We start from the raw sequence: 16,491 nt of genomic DNA on the forward strand, positions 1-16,491 counted from the left end.
CAGTGCATAGCAAAATCTACATCAGACTCAGTGGCTTGATTTAATATTTTTTTATTGATTGTTTTTGGAATTTGTAAAGAGCGTAGCAAAAAACCTCAAATTTTGAGCAACGCAACGAAGAGTAGCTACGACAGCCAGAAAAGCAACATCGCAATCATCATCAATGATGAACACGGCCAAGAATATCAGATACGAAAATTAAGAAACAACACAAAAAGTTGCTGACAAGAATGACTTTTTGAAGAAAAAGCCCAAGAAGGTAAATACGTTAAACGTAATAATAAGGCATGAAATGAAAAAAAGATACTGAAGGCAAGACCTACTTTTACAATAACATCAAGGTCTTTGGTATCTTCATTAGTTTCTTCGCTTTCGCTAAACTCTGTTCCAAATAATTGAGTTTTAGAGTTTTCGAGTGCTTGTTTGAAAAAATACTTTTTGCTATTCAAGTCGTGCAAATTTCTTCCAAGACTCACTGGCGAAGCAATGAATTTGAAGCTTATAAGCAACAACAAAAAAAGTATTTTGAAAAACCTCATATAACTATTCTTTGTTAATCTGAACTGGCACGGAAGATAACTGTGCCAATTTATGATTTTCATATTGAAATAACACTAATTTTATATAAATTATTTTACATAAATTAAACAATTCTTTGATTTATGTAAAATTTTATTAAAATATCAATAAGACAATCTAAAGCAAAAAAAAACTACTTGGCATCCAAGTAGTTTCTATATGTTAAATATTCAGAGATAAAAGACTAAAGAAAGGCATTTGATTAAAGACAATTGCCTGCGGAGACAAGTTTATGTCTCCGACAGACACTGTACACCATTAACCATTTTTATAAACAAAAAACTTAAAGCATTAACCAACTTGTTGGTTTGGGCTATCAAATATCGTTGAGCAAGAATGATTTTTGGGATAAACCAGAACAATGCTATACTATGCTAATTAAAGTTGATACAAATTTAATTAAAAAAAAATCGTTTCAAAATTTTTTTATTTTTTTTTGAACCAAATTATCAAAAAGAAGTTGAGAATGTTAGCTGTGAAAAAAATTATTGTTAATTTGCTGTAATTACCTCAATATTATCACCATAGTCAATGAAAAACATTATTGCTATTGAAGCAAACTCCAGCAAGCCTAAATTCCAACAACTTATTGAATACATCATTAATGCTATTGAAGAAGGTGAGTTAGTAAAAGGGAAACAATTGCCTTCTATCAACGAGGTTTCACAAACCTTTGGCATGGCACGTATGACGGTGGCAAAAGCTTATGACGAGCTTAGGGAAAAAGGAATTATTACTTCACATCATGGCAAAGGCTTTTATGTATCGAATACTGATACTCGTAGCCAGCTCAACATATTTGTTTTATTTGATGCCCTTACACCTTATAAAGAAATTTTGTACGATAATTTAGTAAATGAGTTGGGCGAAGATGTTTCTGTAAACATTTTCTTTCATCATCACAATTTCAAAGTATTTGAAAACTTAATTATCAACCACTTAGGTTCATATAATTATTACGTAGTAATGCCCCATTTCAACGAAGATGTAAGTAATATTTTACAAAAAATACCTAAAGAAAAACTGTTAATTTTAGACATCGACGTGCCAAGTTTTGGTTCAGATTACTCAATCTTGTGTCAAGATTTCAAGAAAAATATTTACTCAGGACTGAACGAAGCAAAGCCTTTGGTTCAAAAATATGAAACCTTTTCGTTGGTACTCAGTAGCAAAAGTTTCCAATATACTCCTGTGGGAATTATTCAGGGTTTTGAAAAGTTTTGTAACGAAAATCAAATTGCTTATGAAATTATTTCAGATTTAGAAGAAGAAGAACACCTCCAAAAAGACCATGCCTATTTAGTTTTCAGAGAAAATGATTTAGTGCGATTCATCAATTGGGCGAATAAAAAAGGATGGAAACTGGGCCAAGACATTGGTCTGATTTCGTATGATGATACGCCAATCAAAGAAATTTTGGCAGAAGGCGTTTCAGTAATTTCAAATGATTTTTCACTGATGGGAAAACGAGCAGCACAAATGATTCTCTCAAGACAAAAAGGTCGATTTGTGAATAAAAGTTATTTTATTAAAAGGAATTCATTGTAGTTAGTAAATAGTGATTGGTGATTAGTACTTCAAAATCCTAATTATCAGTTATTTGCATTAAAAAAAGTATTTCCAAACAACTATTTCAAGCCTTTGGAAATACTTTTTTTATTTTAATTTCCAAAACCACCTCCGCCAGGTGTCCAAATCGTAAGCTTATCGCCCGTTTTGGCAGTTACTTCATTATCGGTTGTAGAAGTACCGTCTTTTCTGTTCAAAATATGTTTTCCTGCTTGTCCAGCTTTTCCGCCTTTGATACCATAAGGTTGGGTTTTTAAATGCTGACGAAGCAAAGAAATTTCTACTTCTTCCAGAAAAGTTACTTCTCTGATAATTCCCTCACCTCCTTTGTACTTACCTTCTCCCGCAGAATCTTCTCGAATTTCAAAACGGTTTAAGTAAACAGGATAACGCAATTCCATAATTTCAGCATCGGTAATGCGAGTATTGGTCATGTGCGTATGAACCCCAGAAGTACCATTGAAGCCCTCTCCTGCCCCACTACCGCCACAAATTGTTTCGTAATAGCCAAAGTTAGCATTGCCAAATAAGAAATTATTCATCGTTCCTTGCGAACTGGCTACAATGCCAAAAGCTTTTAGCAAAGTATCGGTTAGGCGTTGACTCAATTCTACATTGCCACCAACTACCGCAGGACATTCCGCTGGATTATCTGAATACTCAGGATTCAAAATAGATTTTTCTGGGATGATTAACTCAACGGCTTTTAAAATACCGTCGTTCAAAGGTATTTTTTCGTTGAGTAATAATCTCAAAACATAAATTACCACAGAATTCACGATGGCAATATTGGCGTTTAGATTCCCAGAATCGGTGTTGGCACTTCCTGTAAAATCAATTGTGCAGTGATTTTCTTCAATGCTTACTTGTACTTTCAAAGGGGCATTATTATCCAAAAACTCCTCAGCTTTATAGACACCTCTACCAAATTGTTGAAGTTTTTCTCTCATTCTACTTTCAGAATAAGTCTTCAAACGATTCATATAAAAATGTACTTTTTCCAATCCGTGTTCTTTTACTAAAGCTTGTAAGGCTTCTTCGCCATTACGATTTGCGGCTAAAGCTGCATTCAAATCGGCTAAATTTTCTTCTAAGGCACGAGTTGGAAAAGTAGCATTGGTCAAAATCTCTGTGATACTGTTCCACTGTATTTCGCCATTTTTCACTAAATACATCGGCGAAATCACGACTCCTTCTTCGGCTAAATTCTTGGAATAAGGTGGCATTGAAGCAGGACGAATTCCGCCAATTTCGGAATGATGACAACGGTTTACCACATAGCCAATCAATTGTTTTTCAGCACTATAAACCGAAGAAATCAAAGTAACATCAGGTAAATGTGAACCGCCAAATTTAGGATGATTGGTGATAACTACGTCGCCTTCCTGAATATCAATTTGTTTCAAAACACTTCGCACACATACACCCAAACTACCCAAATGCACTGGAATATGAGGAGCGTTGGCAATGAGTTCGCCTTGGGCATCTAACAAAGCACAAGAGAAATCTAAGCGTTCTTTTACATTCACCGAAAGGGCGGTTCTTTGCAATAAAACACCCATATTTTCGGCAATAGACATGAAACGATTGGTAAATAATTCAAGCTGAGTTTCCTGATTATTGATTTCGAGCGAAAGTAAATTTTCGCTTTCTTTCTGAATAATTGCCGTGCCTTTGGCATCTACGGTCAATTCCCAACCTTGTTCTATTACGGTCGTACTGAAACGGTCGAGTAATAAAGCAAAACCATTTATCACTGCACCCGCTTGTAAATTTTCTCTTAAATAAACAGGCACCATTTCCCATTGTTGATTGAAATAAGCCTTCACAAAATGGGATGCTTCGGGCTGATAAACTTCTATGTTTTCACTTAAAAAGTTTTCTTCTTCCTCTGATTGCTCGCTGGCAATTACTCTAATACTTTCAACTTCGATGGCTCTGCTTTCAATCCAATGTCCAAAAATTGCTTTATACTTACTTTTAAAAGCCTCCAAAACTTCGTCAAAACCCTGCCATTCTATTTCAATACTTGAATCTTGACCTTTGAAACGCAAGTACAAATAATGATTTTTGAAATGAATATTAGAACGTTCGATGCCATCATTTTCTAATTGTAGCATTACTTCTTCTTCAGCTTTTTTGAAAGATTGAGCTAAAGTTTCTGACAAGTTTTCTGTAAAAATTTCAAGAATAGATACTTCTGCAAAACGTTCTACATGAGCTTTTGAAATACCGAATGCTGAAAGTAAGCCAGCATCTTTCGGTAATAAAATAGTATTGATGTTCAACAAATTAGCAATTCCGCAAGCGTGTAAACCGCCAGCTCCACCAAAAGCGACTAAGGCGTAATCATCAAGAGCGTAGCCTTTGGCGATGGAAATCTTACGAACGGTCTCAGCCATTTTTTCGTTGGCAATGGCTCGTAAGCCTTCCAAGATTTCTTCTTTAGCTACTTTTTTCCCAGTTTTCAAGCTAATGCTATCGAGTAATTCCGCTAATTTTTGTTCGGCTTTAATCGGAAAAACAGGAATACTAAATTGTTGAATGTCTAATCGACCTAATAATAAATTTACATCGGTAATCGTCAGTTCGCCACCAGCACCATAACAAGCTGGGCCGGGCATTGAACCCGCACTTTCTGGGCCAACACTTAGTTTGAAGCCATCATAAGAACAAATTGAACCTCCGCCTGCGGCAACCGTTTCAATAGCCAGCGAAGGACTGAAAATCTGTGCGTTACCAATTTTTTGAGAAAATTGATAATCGAAATTTCCATCATAGCGAGCTACGTCTGTACTTGTTCCACCCATATCAAAGGTGATGATTTTCTGAAAACCTGTCGCTTTGGCAATCACAGACGCACCTACTACGCCCCCTGCTGGTCCAGAAAACAAACTATCTTTAGGATGAAAATGATGGGCATTCACCAAACTTCCTGCACTGGTCATTACTTTAAAATGCTTGTCAGGAATTTGCGAACTGATGTTTTGAATATAAGTTTTGATAATCGGCGAAAGATAGGCGTTTACTACCGTAGTTTCTGCCCGATTCAAAAATTTGATTTGCTTACTTAATTCAGTAGAAATATTGATGAATTGAAAATATTTACCGAGTATGGCTTGTGCTGTTTTTTCATGAATATCATTGCGATAAGCATTTTTGAAACAAACGGCAACAGCCGTAAATCCTTCATTCAGTAATCTTTGGGCTTGGCTTTCAAGCGATGAAGTATCTATGGCTTTAATGACTTTCCCGTCTTTATCTATCTGCTCTTTTACGCTGATTACTTCGCTATACAATGGTTCGGGACGAAGGATATTCAAAGCAAAAATATCTGGTCGAGACTGATTGCCAATCACCAATAAATCTTTAAATCCTTCAGTTACAAAAAAAGCGGTCTTTGCTCCTTTTTGCTCCAAAAGAGCATTTGTGCCTTTGGTAGAACCAATTCTCATTTGAATTGGCGGAAAGGTTTCGGCTAATCCTGTTTGCGTAATTAATCTTGCACCTAAAACGGGGGCTTCTTCAAAGGCAGTGAGGGAAAAGCTTAATACTTGCTTGTGAAACCTTTCGGGCAAAGGAGTATCGATACTTAATAGATTTGTCTCGACTTCAAAGGACAATACTTTTGCTTGAAAAGTATCATTCAGAATTTGTAAAGTATAGCCTTTGAGAATATCTCTTTTGAGAAACCAAGCGGCTTTTACTTTGAACAAAACTGGACTTAATTGTTCAACGATTTCTCCACGCAAAGAACTGTTCGACAAGATTTTGTAACGATAATCCAGTCTGTCGTTATCAGTAGCAACACAATCAGTAAAAGTGCCACCAGTATCTATTGAAATTTTGTAGGTTTTTTGCATTTTTAGAAGACTTTAGGATTTTTGGACTTAAAGACTTTAGGACTGGAGGACTTTAGGAGTTAAAGACTTGAAGATTTTTGGACTTTAGGACTTTATGATTAGAAGACTTTAGTATTTTGAGACTTAAAGATTTTGAGATTTTACTACTTTAAGATTCTAGAAACAGAGAGTTTTAAGAGTACTAAACTGTATTTGGATTAACTCATATTATAGGAGCATCTGAATATCAGCCCCTCCAAGTCCTAAAGTCCAAAAATCCTAAAGTCTTCAAGTCCTTCAGTCATAAAATCTCAAAACCTAAAGTCTTCAAGTCCTCCAGTCCTAAAGTCCCAAAAAATCAAAAATCTAAATGCACATTAATCCATTCTCCATCCATTCTTGTTCCGAATTTTTTGTAGAAATTAATGGCAGACTCGTTCCAATCTAATACTTGCCACATGATTCCTGTACAAGCGTCGTCTTTTCCTTGTTGGATTATGGCTTCTAAAAGCTTTTCGCCCATACCTTTGCCACGCATTTTTTCAGAAACTATCAAATCTTCTAAATACAAACGCTTGCCTTTCCAAGTAGAATAGCGATAATAATATAAAGCCATTCCTACTACTTCACCTTCATACTCGGCTACGATTGAACCAAAAATTGGATTTTCGCCAAAACCGTCAATATACATTTGCTCAACGGTATTGGTTACTTCATCTGGAGCTTTTTCATAAAGGGCTAATTCTTTAATCAACTCAAACATCACAGGTACGTCTTCACGAACACCTTTTCTGATAATAACTGACATCAGTATATAATTTTTTAAAATGAAAAATCGCCTTAAATAGTAATTAGTAAAAAGTGATTAGTATTTTTTATATTTCATAAACTACCAATCAAAATCTTCACCATTAGTATTAAAAATTGTAAAAGCTATTTTGAATTTTGGATTTCGGAAATTTTATATAATGACATTCTTTTTAAAAAACCGAAAACCGACATCTGAAATCCTAAATCAGCCATTTAAAATTCCTCGTAAACTACTAATTCTTAACTCATCTTACTCATTATTCACATAAGTATCCCATTTCTGAATTACTTGTTGCATTTCTTCGGGAAGTTCGGTATCGAATTGTAAAAATTCTCCCGTTTTGGGATGTATAAAACCCAAAGATTTGGCATGAAGGGCTTGTCTCGGACAAATTTTAAAACAATTATTTACAAATTGTTCATACTTCGAGAAAACCGTTCCACGCAAAATTCTATCGCCACCATAAGTAATATCATTAAACAAAGGATGACCAATATGTTTGAAATGTACCCTGATTTGGTGTGTTCTACCCGTTTCTAAATTACATTGTACTAAGGACACATAACGCAGGTTTTTTAAAACTTTATAATGCGTTACGGCTTCTTTCCCCATTTCACCATTTGGGAAAACAGTCATAATTTTGCGGTCTTTCAAACTTCTTCCTACGTGTCCAGTGATAGTACCTTCGTCAGATTTTGGTTCACCCCAAATCAAAGCATTATAGGTACGCTCGATACTGTGGTCGAAAAACTGTTTGGCTAAATGCGTCATGGCTGTATCAGTTTTAGCAATTACCAATAAACCCGAAGTATCTTTATCAATACGATGCACCAAACCGGGACGAATCTCGCCGTTGCGATGTGTTGGCAAATTTTTGAAATGGTACAACAAAGCATTTACTAAAGTACCTTCCCAATTTCCATGTGCAGGATGTACTACCATTCCAGCAGGTTTATTTACTACCAACAATTCGTCGTCCTCGTAAATAATATCTAAAGGAATATTCTGAGGAATAATTTCAGTATTGCGTGGCGGTTCTGGCAACAGAACCGTAATAATATCAAAAGGTTTTACTTTATAATTGGCTTTAATGATAACATCGTTCACTCGCACCGCCCCAGACTCAATGGCATCCTGAATTTTATTGCGAGAAGCGTTTTGCAGTTTCGACATTAAATATTTATCAATCCGCAGTAAACTTTGTCCTTTGTCCACCTCTATACGGTGATGTTGGTACAATTCTTCTTCTTCGTCTTCTATTTCTTGCATATATTTGGTATTAAAAACCTAAAATTAAACAAATACCGCCATGTTTCAATTACCCCACTCGCCTTTAGAATTAATAAAAGACCCATTGCTTACGCCTTATGGTGTAAATTTGTATCTCAAAAGAGATGATTTAATCCATCCAGAAGTCACTGGGAACAAATGGAGGAAGTTAAAATTCAATCTCATCGAAGCCCGATTGCAGGGTTATGACAAACTACTGACCTTCGGTGGAGCTTATTCAAATCACATTTATGCGACCGCTGCCGCAGGAAAAGAATTTGGCTTCAAGACCGTCGGAATTATCAGAGGTGATGAACTTACTCCGTACTCAAACCCTACGCTAAGGTTTGCCCATGAACAAGGAATGGAGTTAATTTTCGTCACTCGTCTGGACTACAGTTTCAGGAACAAACTTACCAAACAGTACGGCGATAAGTATTATGTATTGCCCGAAGGCGGCACTAACCATTTAGCCATCAAAGGCGTAAATGAAATGATGGATGAAATCTATGAGGTAATCAAGCCCGATTTTGTTTGTAGTGCAGTTGGTACTGGCGGAACGTTGGCAGGTATCGTTAGTGGCTTGAGAGGCAATTCTAAAGCCATTGGCTTTGCTTCTTTAAAAGGAAAAGGCTTATTGAAAGGACAAATTGAAAAGATTTTGCCTTTTGAAAAAGATTTTGAACTCAACGAACAGTACCATTTCGACGGATATGCCAAAACCACGCCCGAACTCATTTCTTTTATTAGAGCTTTTGAAGAGAGAAACCCAAGTATTCAACTTGAGCAAGTTTATACAGGAAAAATGATGTTTGGCATTTATGATTTAATCAAAAAAGGATATTTTCCTCGAAACACAAATATTGTAGCCGTACATACGGGTGGGTTACAAGGAAGATGTGAAGAACTTCGAGAAAATTTTGTGTTAAGTTATGCTTCGTAGAAGCAATAATTAATATTAAAATAGTCGTGATTTTGGTCTAATCAATTATCCAAAAATCACGGCTATTTTTGAAATGTACCGTTCACATTCTCTTAGGCTTGTCGTTACTTGTCTTATTCTCGGTCATTCAAACCATCATTAATAAAATACTAAACTATGCAAATCGAAGAGCTTTCACAGGATAATCTTACAGATTTAACTGAACTTGTTTTAGAATTTTGGACTGAATGTGATTTTGAAGAGGAGTATGAAGCCTATAAAAATATCATTGAGGCTGATGATGAAATTTGCTATCTTTTACAAGAAAACAATACTTATATCGGATTTATTCACCTGACCCTTCGACATGATTATGTTGAAGGAACAGACGATTTACCTGTTGCCTACATTGAGGCTTTATATATAAAAGCTGCCTATCAGCGTGAAGGATTCGGGAAACAATTGATAAACGTGGCAGAACTTTGGGCGAAACAAAAGGGATGTTCTCAACTCGCATCAGACACCGAACTGAACAACACCAAAGCCATAGATTTTCATAAAAAAGCAGGTTTTGAAGAAGTAAATCGAATTGTATGTTTTGTGAAAAATCTTTAATCAATAGTCAATTTTCATCCAGCATTTAGTCATGTATTTTCACTATTGATTATGCAAAAAGGGTTTAAAATACCGATAACAGTATTTTAAACCCTTTTTGTATAAAACAATATATTAGAAATGCTTAGTTTACGAATCTGAAAATTCTACTCCAACGAATCTTACTGAGGAATGATTTGTTAGGGTCAAGCGACATCCAAATAAATACAGCTTTACCTACAACGTGGTCAGCAGGAACAAAGCCCCAATAGCGTGAATCCGCTGAATGGTGACGGTTATCTCCCATCATAAAGTAATAATCTTGTTTGAAAGTATAAGAAGTGATTGTTTTTCCATCAATCATAATTCTGTGACCATCAATTACAACATTTTTATTTCCTTCGTAATATTTGATGATGTACTTATATTTATCAACATTACCAGAGTCCAACTTAATGGTCATTCCTTCTTTCGGAATCAATAATGGCCCAAAATTATCTCTATTCCAGTGATATGAAGTACCAAACATTGGCGTAGAAGCACCGTCGTTGGTATAGCTATCAGGGCTTTCGCTGGTATTTTTAGCCATAGATACTTTTTTAATATCTATTACCCAGCTTTTCTTTTTCAACTCATCAATATTGCTTTGATAAGTATTTACTACATATACAAAATTTCCTTTGGTAGAATCAAGGCAACTGATTTCGTCGCTACCCATCGGAAGAGAAATATTCTCATTGGCACTTCCCGTAGCATCTACGCCATTCACGATTCCCATTTCTTCAAAAGTACCGATTTCAGATTCACTCAAAGTCTGTAAATCTTGTTTGGCATACAACAAATACTTCTGTTGTAATTTGGCAGGATTTTCCATTGGTTTACCATCAATATATACTTGCGTATCTCTGATTTCCAAAGTTTTGCCTGGCGTACCGATACAACGCTTGATATAGTAAGTTCTTAAATCAACGGGAGCATCACCATCTGGAGTATAATTTGGCACGTTAAAAACAACCGCATCACCTTGTTTTACTTCTGAAAAACCAGGCAGACGTTTAATCGGTAAATCTAACCAACGTAAGTACGAAGGAATATCTGTTCCCCAAATTTTCTGATGCGTAAGTGGTACTTGCAAAGGTGTTTTAGGAGTACGAACGCCGTAATGTAGTTTACTTACAAAAAGAAAATCGCCAACCATCAATGAGCTTTCCATAGAAGGCGTTGGAATCGTGTATGCTTCAAAAAAGAAGAAACGAATTAAAGTGGCAGCTACTACCGCAAAAGCTACGGAATCTATCCATTCACGGAAAGCTGATTTTTGTTTAGGTTGTGTTTTTTCTGACATTTTGTATTGCGTGGAAATGTTTTCCAGTGATTAGTCGTAAGGTTGAAAAAAGAATTACAAATTTAGCTGTGAGAAATGAGCTGTGAGCTATGAGCTTTAAGATTTCAGCAATGACATTTGACTTTTAAAAAGCTCATAGTTCACTGCTTATAACTCGTAAGCTTTGAGCAGTGAGCTTTAAGATTTCAGCAATGACATTTGACTTTTAAAAACTCATAGCTCAATGCTCATAACTCACAGCTGTTAGCTCATAGCTCGTCGCTCAAAGCTATAAAGCCAACAAATCGTCCATTCCGAAAACGCCTTTTTTGCCTACAATCCATTCGGCAGCTAAAACTGCTCCCAAAGCAAAGCCTTGACGACCGTGAGCTACGTGTGAAATTTCGATTTGGTCGATGTCTGAAATGTATTTTACAATATGTGTTCCTGGTACTTTGCCTTCACGAGCCGACCAAATCGCTACTTCGTTTTCGGCTGGAATTTCATTATTTATCCATTTTTCTTTTCCATCAAGGTTTTCGATTAAACCTTCGGCAATAGTAATGGCTGTACCAGACGGTGAATCTTTCTTTTCTGTATGATGTATTTCTGTGGTAGAAACAGTGTATTGTTTTTGCGGATTGATAAGTTTTGCCAACATTTTATTCAATTGGAAAAAGATATTTACTCCTACTGAATAATTAGAAGACCAGAAAAATGCTCCGCCTTTTTCAATTGCCAAAGCTTCTACTTCTGGTTTATTTTCAAGCCAGCCAGTTGTACCACAAACCACAGGAAAACCTTTTTCAAGACAAGCTTTTACATTTTGAAAAGCAGATGAAGGATGACTAAATTCAATCACAGCATCTACTTGTGAAAGAGTAAGAGCGTCAAAATCTTGACGATTATTTACGTCAATGCGAGCAACAATTTGATGCCCTCGGTCTAAGGCAATTTTCTCAATAACCTTTCCCATTTTGCCATAACCGAGTAATACGATATTCATAAAATTTTCAAATAAAATGATTGTATAATTGAATATTCCCAGAGGAATTTTACTTAAAAGCAAAGGTTAATTTAGCACCATAAACGGCATTCATCATATCAGGACTTGTAAGTGTTGGTTGAATTTTCAGCGAAATATCGTCTGTCAAATCAAAAGTCTTTAAGTGAGCCGTCACGTTTGCATCAATGATATTTGCAGCCCAAACAACTGCCAAAAATAGATACGAGCCGTCTCTATTTCTTCTGTAACCGTTCACGATTGTATTGAGTTGGGCAGAAGTATATTCCCTTGGAATACCGCTGGTATCTCCGTAAAGGTAGATTTCTGCACTCGATGGCGGGCTTGTTACTTGAAAGTTGCTGATATACTGCTGTTTATAATAAGTATATCTTTTTTGATTGGTAATAATATAGTAAATATTCACAGCAAAACCGCCATAAACCAATGGCAATTTCCAATATTGTCTGTTGTAAATTTGCCCCCAGCCCGGCACCATTAATGAGTGAAGAGTGGCTAATCTTGGAATAATTTTATAGGGTTTCTTTACTGAATCTATTTTTGCTATTTTGCTTACTAAAGTATCTTTTAAACTTTCAACAGCCTTTTTTTGAAGTACCTGAGCCTGACTTTCTACTGAAAATCCTGTACAAAAAAATAATAATACGAGTAATTTCTTCATTTTAAGTTTTCAACTTCAACGCAAAATTACCGCTAATATTCCGTCTGGTGAAGGGTAATTAAGATTTTTTAAGAGCAATGACTTACAATGAATTCTCACATTCATTGTAAGTCATCTCAATTAAGCTTTAATTGCCAATAAAATTTTATCTAATTCTTCTTGCGAAGTAAACGGTATTTTTATTTCGCCCTTGCCTTTGTCGTCTGCTTTTACGGTAACTTTTGCCCCAAAATAGGCTTGTAAACGAAATTGTAAACTTCTGATTTCTTGCTTTACGCCTCCGCCTGCTGCTTTTTTGGCTGAATTTACCAATGAAGCATTCGACAATTCACGTACAGCTTCTTCTACTTTTCTTACCGACCAATCATCGGCAATGGTTTTCTGAAAAATTTCTAATTGTTGTTCTCTGTCAGGAATATTGATGATGGCTCTGGCGTGTCCCATCGAGATTTTTGTATCTCTCAAAGCCACTTGAATTACATCTGGTAATTTTAGTAAACGTATATAATTGTTTACTGTGGTACGGTTTTTTCCTACTCTATCGCCCAATTCTTCTTGTTTCAAAGAACATTCGGTTATCAAACGTTGGTAACTTAAAGCGATTTCGATAGCATTCAAATTTTCACGCTGAATGTTTTCGATTAATGCCATTTCCAACATTTGCTGGTCGTCGGCAGTACGAACATACGCAGGAATACTTTTGAGCCCAGCTCTTTTTGAAGCCTGTAAACGGCGTTCTCCAGAAATAAGTTGGAATTTATTCGGAGCAAGCTGACGCACCGTAATCGGCTGAATAATCCCTTGAATTCTAATCGAATCCGCTAATTCGTTCAGTGCTTCTTCATCAAAATGTGTACGAGGTTGATAAGGGTTGGTTTCAATTAAATCAACCGAAATTTCATTCATCGAACTGATTTGTTCTAATCTGTTCGGACGCTCCATCGGTGCAGCAGGAGGTCTGCTTTGGACATTGTTTACTTCGTCAGAATCTTGCAATAAAGCCCCTAAGCCTCTACCAAGTCCGACACGTTTTTTTACAGCGGGAATTTCTACTTTACTCATTGCTTCTATGGTGATAAAGAACAGATTTTTCGGAAATAGGACAAGCCCTAAAAGAAAAATCTACTCCTGTGTGACGTATCCATTTTTTGCCAAAACCTCACGAGCGAGATTCAGATAACTGATTGCACCTTTACTTTCAGAGTCGTGGGCAATGGCGGGTACTCCAAAACTTGGCGATTCTGAAAGACGGATATTTCTTGGAATGATGGTATTGAAAACCATATTATGGAAATGTGCCGTTACTTCTGCTACTACTTGGTTGGATAAACGAACTCTCAAATCGTACATGGTCAAAAGAATTCCTTCGATAGCCAAATTGGTGTTTAGTCTTGATTGAATAATTTTTACGGTATTCAACAATTTCCCTAAACCTTCCAAGGCGAAGTATTCACATTGCACTGGAATAATTACAGAATCGGCTGCTGTAAGAGCGTTGATGGTAATCAAACCCAAAGAAGGCGAACAGTCGATAATGATAAAATCATAATTGTCGATAATCGTATTCAATGATTCTTTCATTTTTTGTTCACGATCACGCAAATTAATCATTTCAATTTCAGCACCCACCAAGTCGATGTGTGAAGGAATGATATGAAGGTAAGGCAAGTCTGTGGCAATAATAATATCTTGCACATTCACGCCATCAACCATACATTCATAAATTGAATTTTCGATTTCTTTAGGGTTGAATCCTAAACCCGAAGTAGAGTTGGCTTGCGGGTCGGCATCAACGATGAGCGTTCTGAATTCGAGAGCGGCCAAACTTGCCGCCAAGTTGATAGTGGTTGTCGTTTTTCCAACTCCTCCTTTTTGGTTGGCTATGGCAATTATTTTCCCCATCTTGGACTTTTTCTGAGTTACGTTTTTTTAGTAAATAAGTAATAGCAAATAGAATACTCTGAAAACTGAAAGTATTCATCTTCCAAAATACAACTAATTTGGGGCGAATACTCATTATTAATTCATACGGTCTAATTCCGAATTACCAATACCTCAAATAACAGACTTCAAATATCGTCCTTTCCGACCATATAAGCAAAGGGTGTTCCACAAAATGTTTCACGAATTACAATTTATCGTATTTCTACCTATATTAATCCAACTTTATTAGGATTTTTTACGGAATACTTTTAGTGAATAATGTTTTTTAATAGCTGTCTTAACATTGGATTAAGACAATGAAAAAGCTCAATTCTGATAAAATATAGCAATATAGTGCAATATTATTTGGTAAGTACGGAATAAATACTGAAAGAAGGAATTGTTTATCAAAGCTTAAAAATGTATTTTAGCATAATTTTGAGAGTAATAATCTTAACATTTTTTTTACATTTCATTCACATTCCTGATTAACAAAATTATTTTTATGACATCAAACTCCACTGATTCGGAAGTAGTACAAAAATCGAATAGCTATCCCAAAGCTGTTCCGTATATCATCGGTAACGAAGCCGCCGAACGCTTTAGTTTTTATGGGATGCGTTCTATCCTTCCAACCTTTTTGATTGCACAGTTCTTCAATCCAACGCTAAATCCGCTACTTCAACAAACCGCTGAGGCACAGTCGAACCAGAAAGTACACATGTTTGTTGCCTTGGCGTATATTATGCCTATTTTGGGTGGACTTGCGGCTGACTGGTTTTTCGGAAAATACAAAGTGATTTTATATGTATCTATTTTATACTGTTTTGGGCATTTAATGTTGGCAATGTTTGATACCAATCTGGCTTTGTTTTCACTGGGGATGACGGTCATTGCGGCTGGTGCTGGCGGTATCAAATCCAATGTTTCAGCCAATGTTGGCGACCAATTTGATAAAACCAACGAGCATTTTATGTCGAAAGTTTATGGTTGGTTTTACTTCTCAATCAATGCTGGTTCTGTATTGTCAAATCTATTGATTCCTATTGTTTACGATAAATATGGTGCAGGATGGGCTTTTGGTATTCCGGGTATTTTAATGGCTTTGGCAACGATTATTTTCTTTTCGGGCAGAAAAAAATACGTTAGAGTACCACCAATGGGCATCAATAAAAATAACTTTGTCTTTATTTCTTTCAATGCTTTGGTAAATATGGGCAAAAAACAAAAAGGAGAACACTGGCTTGATGTTGCAAAAGCAAACTACGACCCACAAAAAGTAGAAGATGTAAAAGCCGTTTATCGTTTGATTATTGTATTTTCTTTTATTCCTATTTTCTGGGCTTTGTGGGACCAAAATTTATCTGAATGGGTACTTCAAGCACAAAAATTAGATTTAAACTCTGGTTTAGGATTTTCGTTTTTACCAGAACAAGTACAAGTATTTAATCCTTTCTTCTTAGTAAGTTTTATTCCTGTATTTACTTATTTTGTATATCCTTTCTTCGAGAAATTGGGCATTAAAACTACGCCATTACGTCGTTTAGGTGTTGGTTTTCTTCTTACTGCTTTATCATTTTTAATCATTGCTTTAATCCAAGAAAAAATTGATGCAGGCGGAAAACCTTCTGTATGGTGGCAAGTATTAGCGTACTTGGTTTTGGCATGGGGCGAGATTTTGGTTTCAATCACTGGTTTGGAGTATGCTTATACAAATTCTCCGAAATCAATGAAATCAACCATGACGGCTATTTTTTATTCAACCGTTTCAATTGGTAACTTAGCGGTATCGCTGATCAACGAGAACATTGCCAACAAAGGTTTCTTTGCACAATTAGACGGAGCTAAATATTATTGGTTCTTTACAGCATTGATGTTTATTTCGTTTTTAATTTATATTTCAATTGCTTCAAGATTAAAAGAAACTCGATATGTGGGAGTGGCGGAGTAGCTGTGAGTTATGAGCTTTGAGC

Annotated in this window: 13 protein-coding genes; 4 read left to right on the forward strand and 9 right to left on the reverse strand. The window is 35.9% G+C overall.

Annotation, left to right across the window (positions count from 1 at the left end; translation table 11 throughout):
* Positions 1 to 185: 185 nt before the first annotated feature.
* Positions 186 to 509, reverse strand: a complete 324-nt coding sequence (locus VB248_RS08490; protein WP_323296328.1) for a hypothetical protein — start codon at positions 507 to 509, stop codon at positions 186 to 188.
* A 601-nt stretch (positions 510 to 1,110) separates the two neighbouring features.
* On the opposite strand from VB248_RS08490, the gene VB248_RS08495 reads away from it, so the two are divergent.
* Positions 1,111 to 2,127: a GntR family transcriptional regulator gene (locus tag VB248_RS08495; RefSeq protein ID WP_323296329.1), complete on the forward strand. Its 1,017-nt coding sequence runs from the start codon at positions 1,111 to 1,113 to the stop codon at positions 2,125 to 2,127.
* Between the two features lie 113 nt (positions 2,128 to 2,240).
* Here the strand turns inward: VB248_RS08495 and VB248_RS08500 are convergent, their stop codons facing one another.
* The 3 genes from VB248_RS08500 to VB248_RS08510 all read right to left on the reverse strand — a co-directional run bounded on the left by VB248_RS08500 (position 2,241) and on the right by VB248_RS08510 (position 8,070).
* Positions 2,241 to 6,011 carry a hydantoinase B/oxoprolinase family protein gene (locus VB248_RS08500; RefSeq protein WP_323296330.1) on the reverse strand — a complete coding sequence of 1,257 codons (3,771 nt, stop codon included), beginning with the start codon at positions 6,009 to 6,011 and terminating at the stop codon, positions 2,241 to 2,243.
* A 337-nt stretch (positions 6,012 to 6,348) separates the two neighbouring features.
* Positions 6,349 to 6,798 carry a GNAT family N-acetyltransferase gene (locus tag VB248_RS08505; RefSeq protein ID WP_323296331.1) on the reverse strand — a complete coding sequence of 150 codons (450 nt, stop codon included), beginning with the start codon at positions 6,796 to 6,798 and terminating at the stop codon, positions 6,349 to 6,351.
* 252 nt (positions 6,799 to 7,050) lie between these two features.
* Positions 7,051 to 8,070 carry an RluA family pseudouridine synthase gene (locus tag VB248_RS08510; RefSeq protein WP_323296332.1) on the reverse strand — a complete coding sequence of 340 codons (1,020 nt, stop codon included), beginning with the start codon at positions 8,068 to 8,070 and terminating at the stop codon, positions 7,051 to 7,053.
* A gap of 40 nt (positions 8,071 to 8,110) precedes the next feature.
* On the opposite strand from VB248_RS08510, the gene VB248_RS08515 reads away from it, so the two are divergent.
* Positions 8,111 to 9,013, forward strand: a complete 903-nt coding sequence (locus tag VB248_RS08515; RefSeq protein WP_323296333.1) for a 1-aminocyclopropane-1-carboxylate deaminase/D-cysteine desulfhydrase — start codon at positions 8,111 to 8,113, stop codon at positions 9,011 to 9,013.
* A gap of 156 nt (positions 9,014 to 9,169) precedes the next feature.
* Entirely contained in the window at positions 9,170 to 9,607 is a 438-nt protein-coding gene (gene aac(6') / locus VB248_RS08520) for an aminoglycoside 6'-N-acetyltransferase (RefSeq protein ID WP_323296334.1), read from the forward strand.
* A 124-nt stretch (positions 9,608 to 9,731) separates the two neighbouring features.
* Here aac(6') and lepB read toward each other — a convergent pair whose 3' ends face one another.
* The 5 genes from lepB to VB248_RS08545 all read right to left on the reverse strand — a co-directional run bounded on the left by lepB (position 9,732) and on the right by VB248_RS08545 (position 14,497).
* Positions 9,732 to 10,931 (reverse strand): signal peptidase I, encoded by a 1,200-nt coding sequence (lepB, locus tag VB248_RS08525; RefSeq protein WP_323296335.1) that lies wholly within the window; start codon positions 10,929 to 10,931, stop codon positions 9,732 to 9,734.
* Positions 10,932 to 11,199: 268 nt separating this feature from the next.
* Positions 11,200 to 11,916 carry a 4-hydroxy-tetrahydrodipicolinate reductase gene (gene dapB / locus VB248_RS08530; RefSeq protein ID WP_323296336.1) on the reverse strand — a complete coding sequence of 239 codons (717 nt, stop codon included), beginning with the start codon at positions 11,914 to 11,916 and terminating at the stop codon, positions 11,200 to 11,202.
* 49 nt (positions 11,917 to 11,965) lie between these two features.
* Positions 11,966 to 12,595, reverse strand: a complete 630-nt coding sequence (locus VB248_RS08535; RefSeq protein WP_323296337.1) for a DUF5683 domain-containing protein — start codon at positions 12,593 to 12,595, stop codon at positions 11,966 to 11,968.
* A gap of 120 nt (positions 12,596 to 12,715) precedes the next feature.
* On the reverse strand, positions 12,716 to 13,657 hold the full coding sequence (locus VB248_RS08540; RefSeq protein WP_323296338.1) for a ParB/RepB/Spo0J family partition protein: 942 nt from the start codon (positions 13,655 to 13,657) through the stop codon (positions 12,716 to 12,718).
* Between the two features lie 60 nt (positions 13,658 to 13,717).
* Complete coding sequence (locus tag VB248_RS08545; RefSeq protein WP_323296339.1) at positions 13,718 to 14,497, reverse strand: ParA family protein; 780 nt, start codon at positions 14,495 to 14,497, stop codon at positions 13,718 to 13,720.
* Positions 14,498 to 15,023: 526 nt separating this feature from the next.
* On the opposite strand from VB248_RS08545, the gene VB248_RS08550 reads away from it, so the two are divergent.
* Complete coding sequence (locus VB248_RS08550; RefSeq protein WP_323296340.1) at positions 15,024 to 16,469, forward strand: POT-type proton-dependent oligopeptide transporter; 1,446 nt, start codon at positions 15,024 to 15,026, stop codon at positions 16,467 to 16,469.
* The last annotated feature ends 22 nt before the right edge of the window (positions 16,470 to 16,491 follow it).

The organism is Arcicella rigui (assembly GCF_034929435.1).
GTDB classification, from domain to species: domain Bacteria; phylum Bacteroidota; class Bacteroidia; order Cytophagales; family Spirosomataceae; genus Arcicella; species Arcicella rigui.

Coding starts and splice junctions, on each gene's coding strand:
- VB248_RS08495 (WP_323296329.1), top strand. CDS start 1,111: ATGAAAAACATTATTGCTATTGAAGCAAACTCCAGCAAGCCTAAATTC.
- VB248_RS08500 (WP_323296330.1), bottom strand. CDS start 6,011: ATGCAAAAAACCTACAAAATTTCAATAGATACTGGTGGCACTTTTACT.
- VB248_RS08505 (WP_323296331.1), bottom strand. CDS start 6,798: ATGTCAGTTATTATCAGAAAAGGTGTTCGTGAAGACGTACCTGTGATG.
- VB248_RS08510 (WP_323296332.1), bottom strand. CDS start 8,070: ATGCAAGAAATAGAAGACGAAGAAGAAGAATTGTACCAACATCACCGT.
- VB248_RS08515 (WP_323296333.1), top strand. CDS start 8,111: ATGTTTCAATTACCCCACTCGCCTTTAGAATTAATAAAAGACCCATTG.
- lepB (WP_323296335.1), bottom strand. CDS start 10,931: ATGTCAGAAAAAACACAACCTAAACAAAAATCAGCTTTCCGTGAATGG.
- dapB (WP_323296336.1), bottom strand. CDS start 11,916: ATGAATATCGTATTACTCGGTTATGGCAAAATGGGAAAGGTTATTGAG.
- VB248_RS08535 (WP_323296337.1), bottom strand. CDS start 12,595: ATGAAGAAATTACTCGTATTATTATTTTTTTGTACAGGATTTTCAGTA.
- VB248_RS08540 (WP_323296338.1), bottom strand. CDS start 13,657: ATGAGTAAAGTAGAAATTCCCGCTGTAAAAAAACGTGTCGGACTTGGT.
- VB248_RS08545 (WP_323296339.1), bottom strand. CDS start 14,497: ATGGGGAAAATAATTGCCATAGCCAACCAAAAAGGAGGAGTTGGAAAA.
- VB248_RS08550 (WP_323296340.1), top strand. CDS start 15,024: ATGACATCAAACTCCACTGATTCGGAAGTAGTACAAAAATCGAATAGC.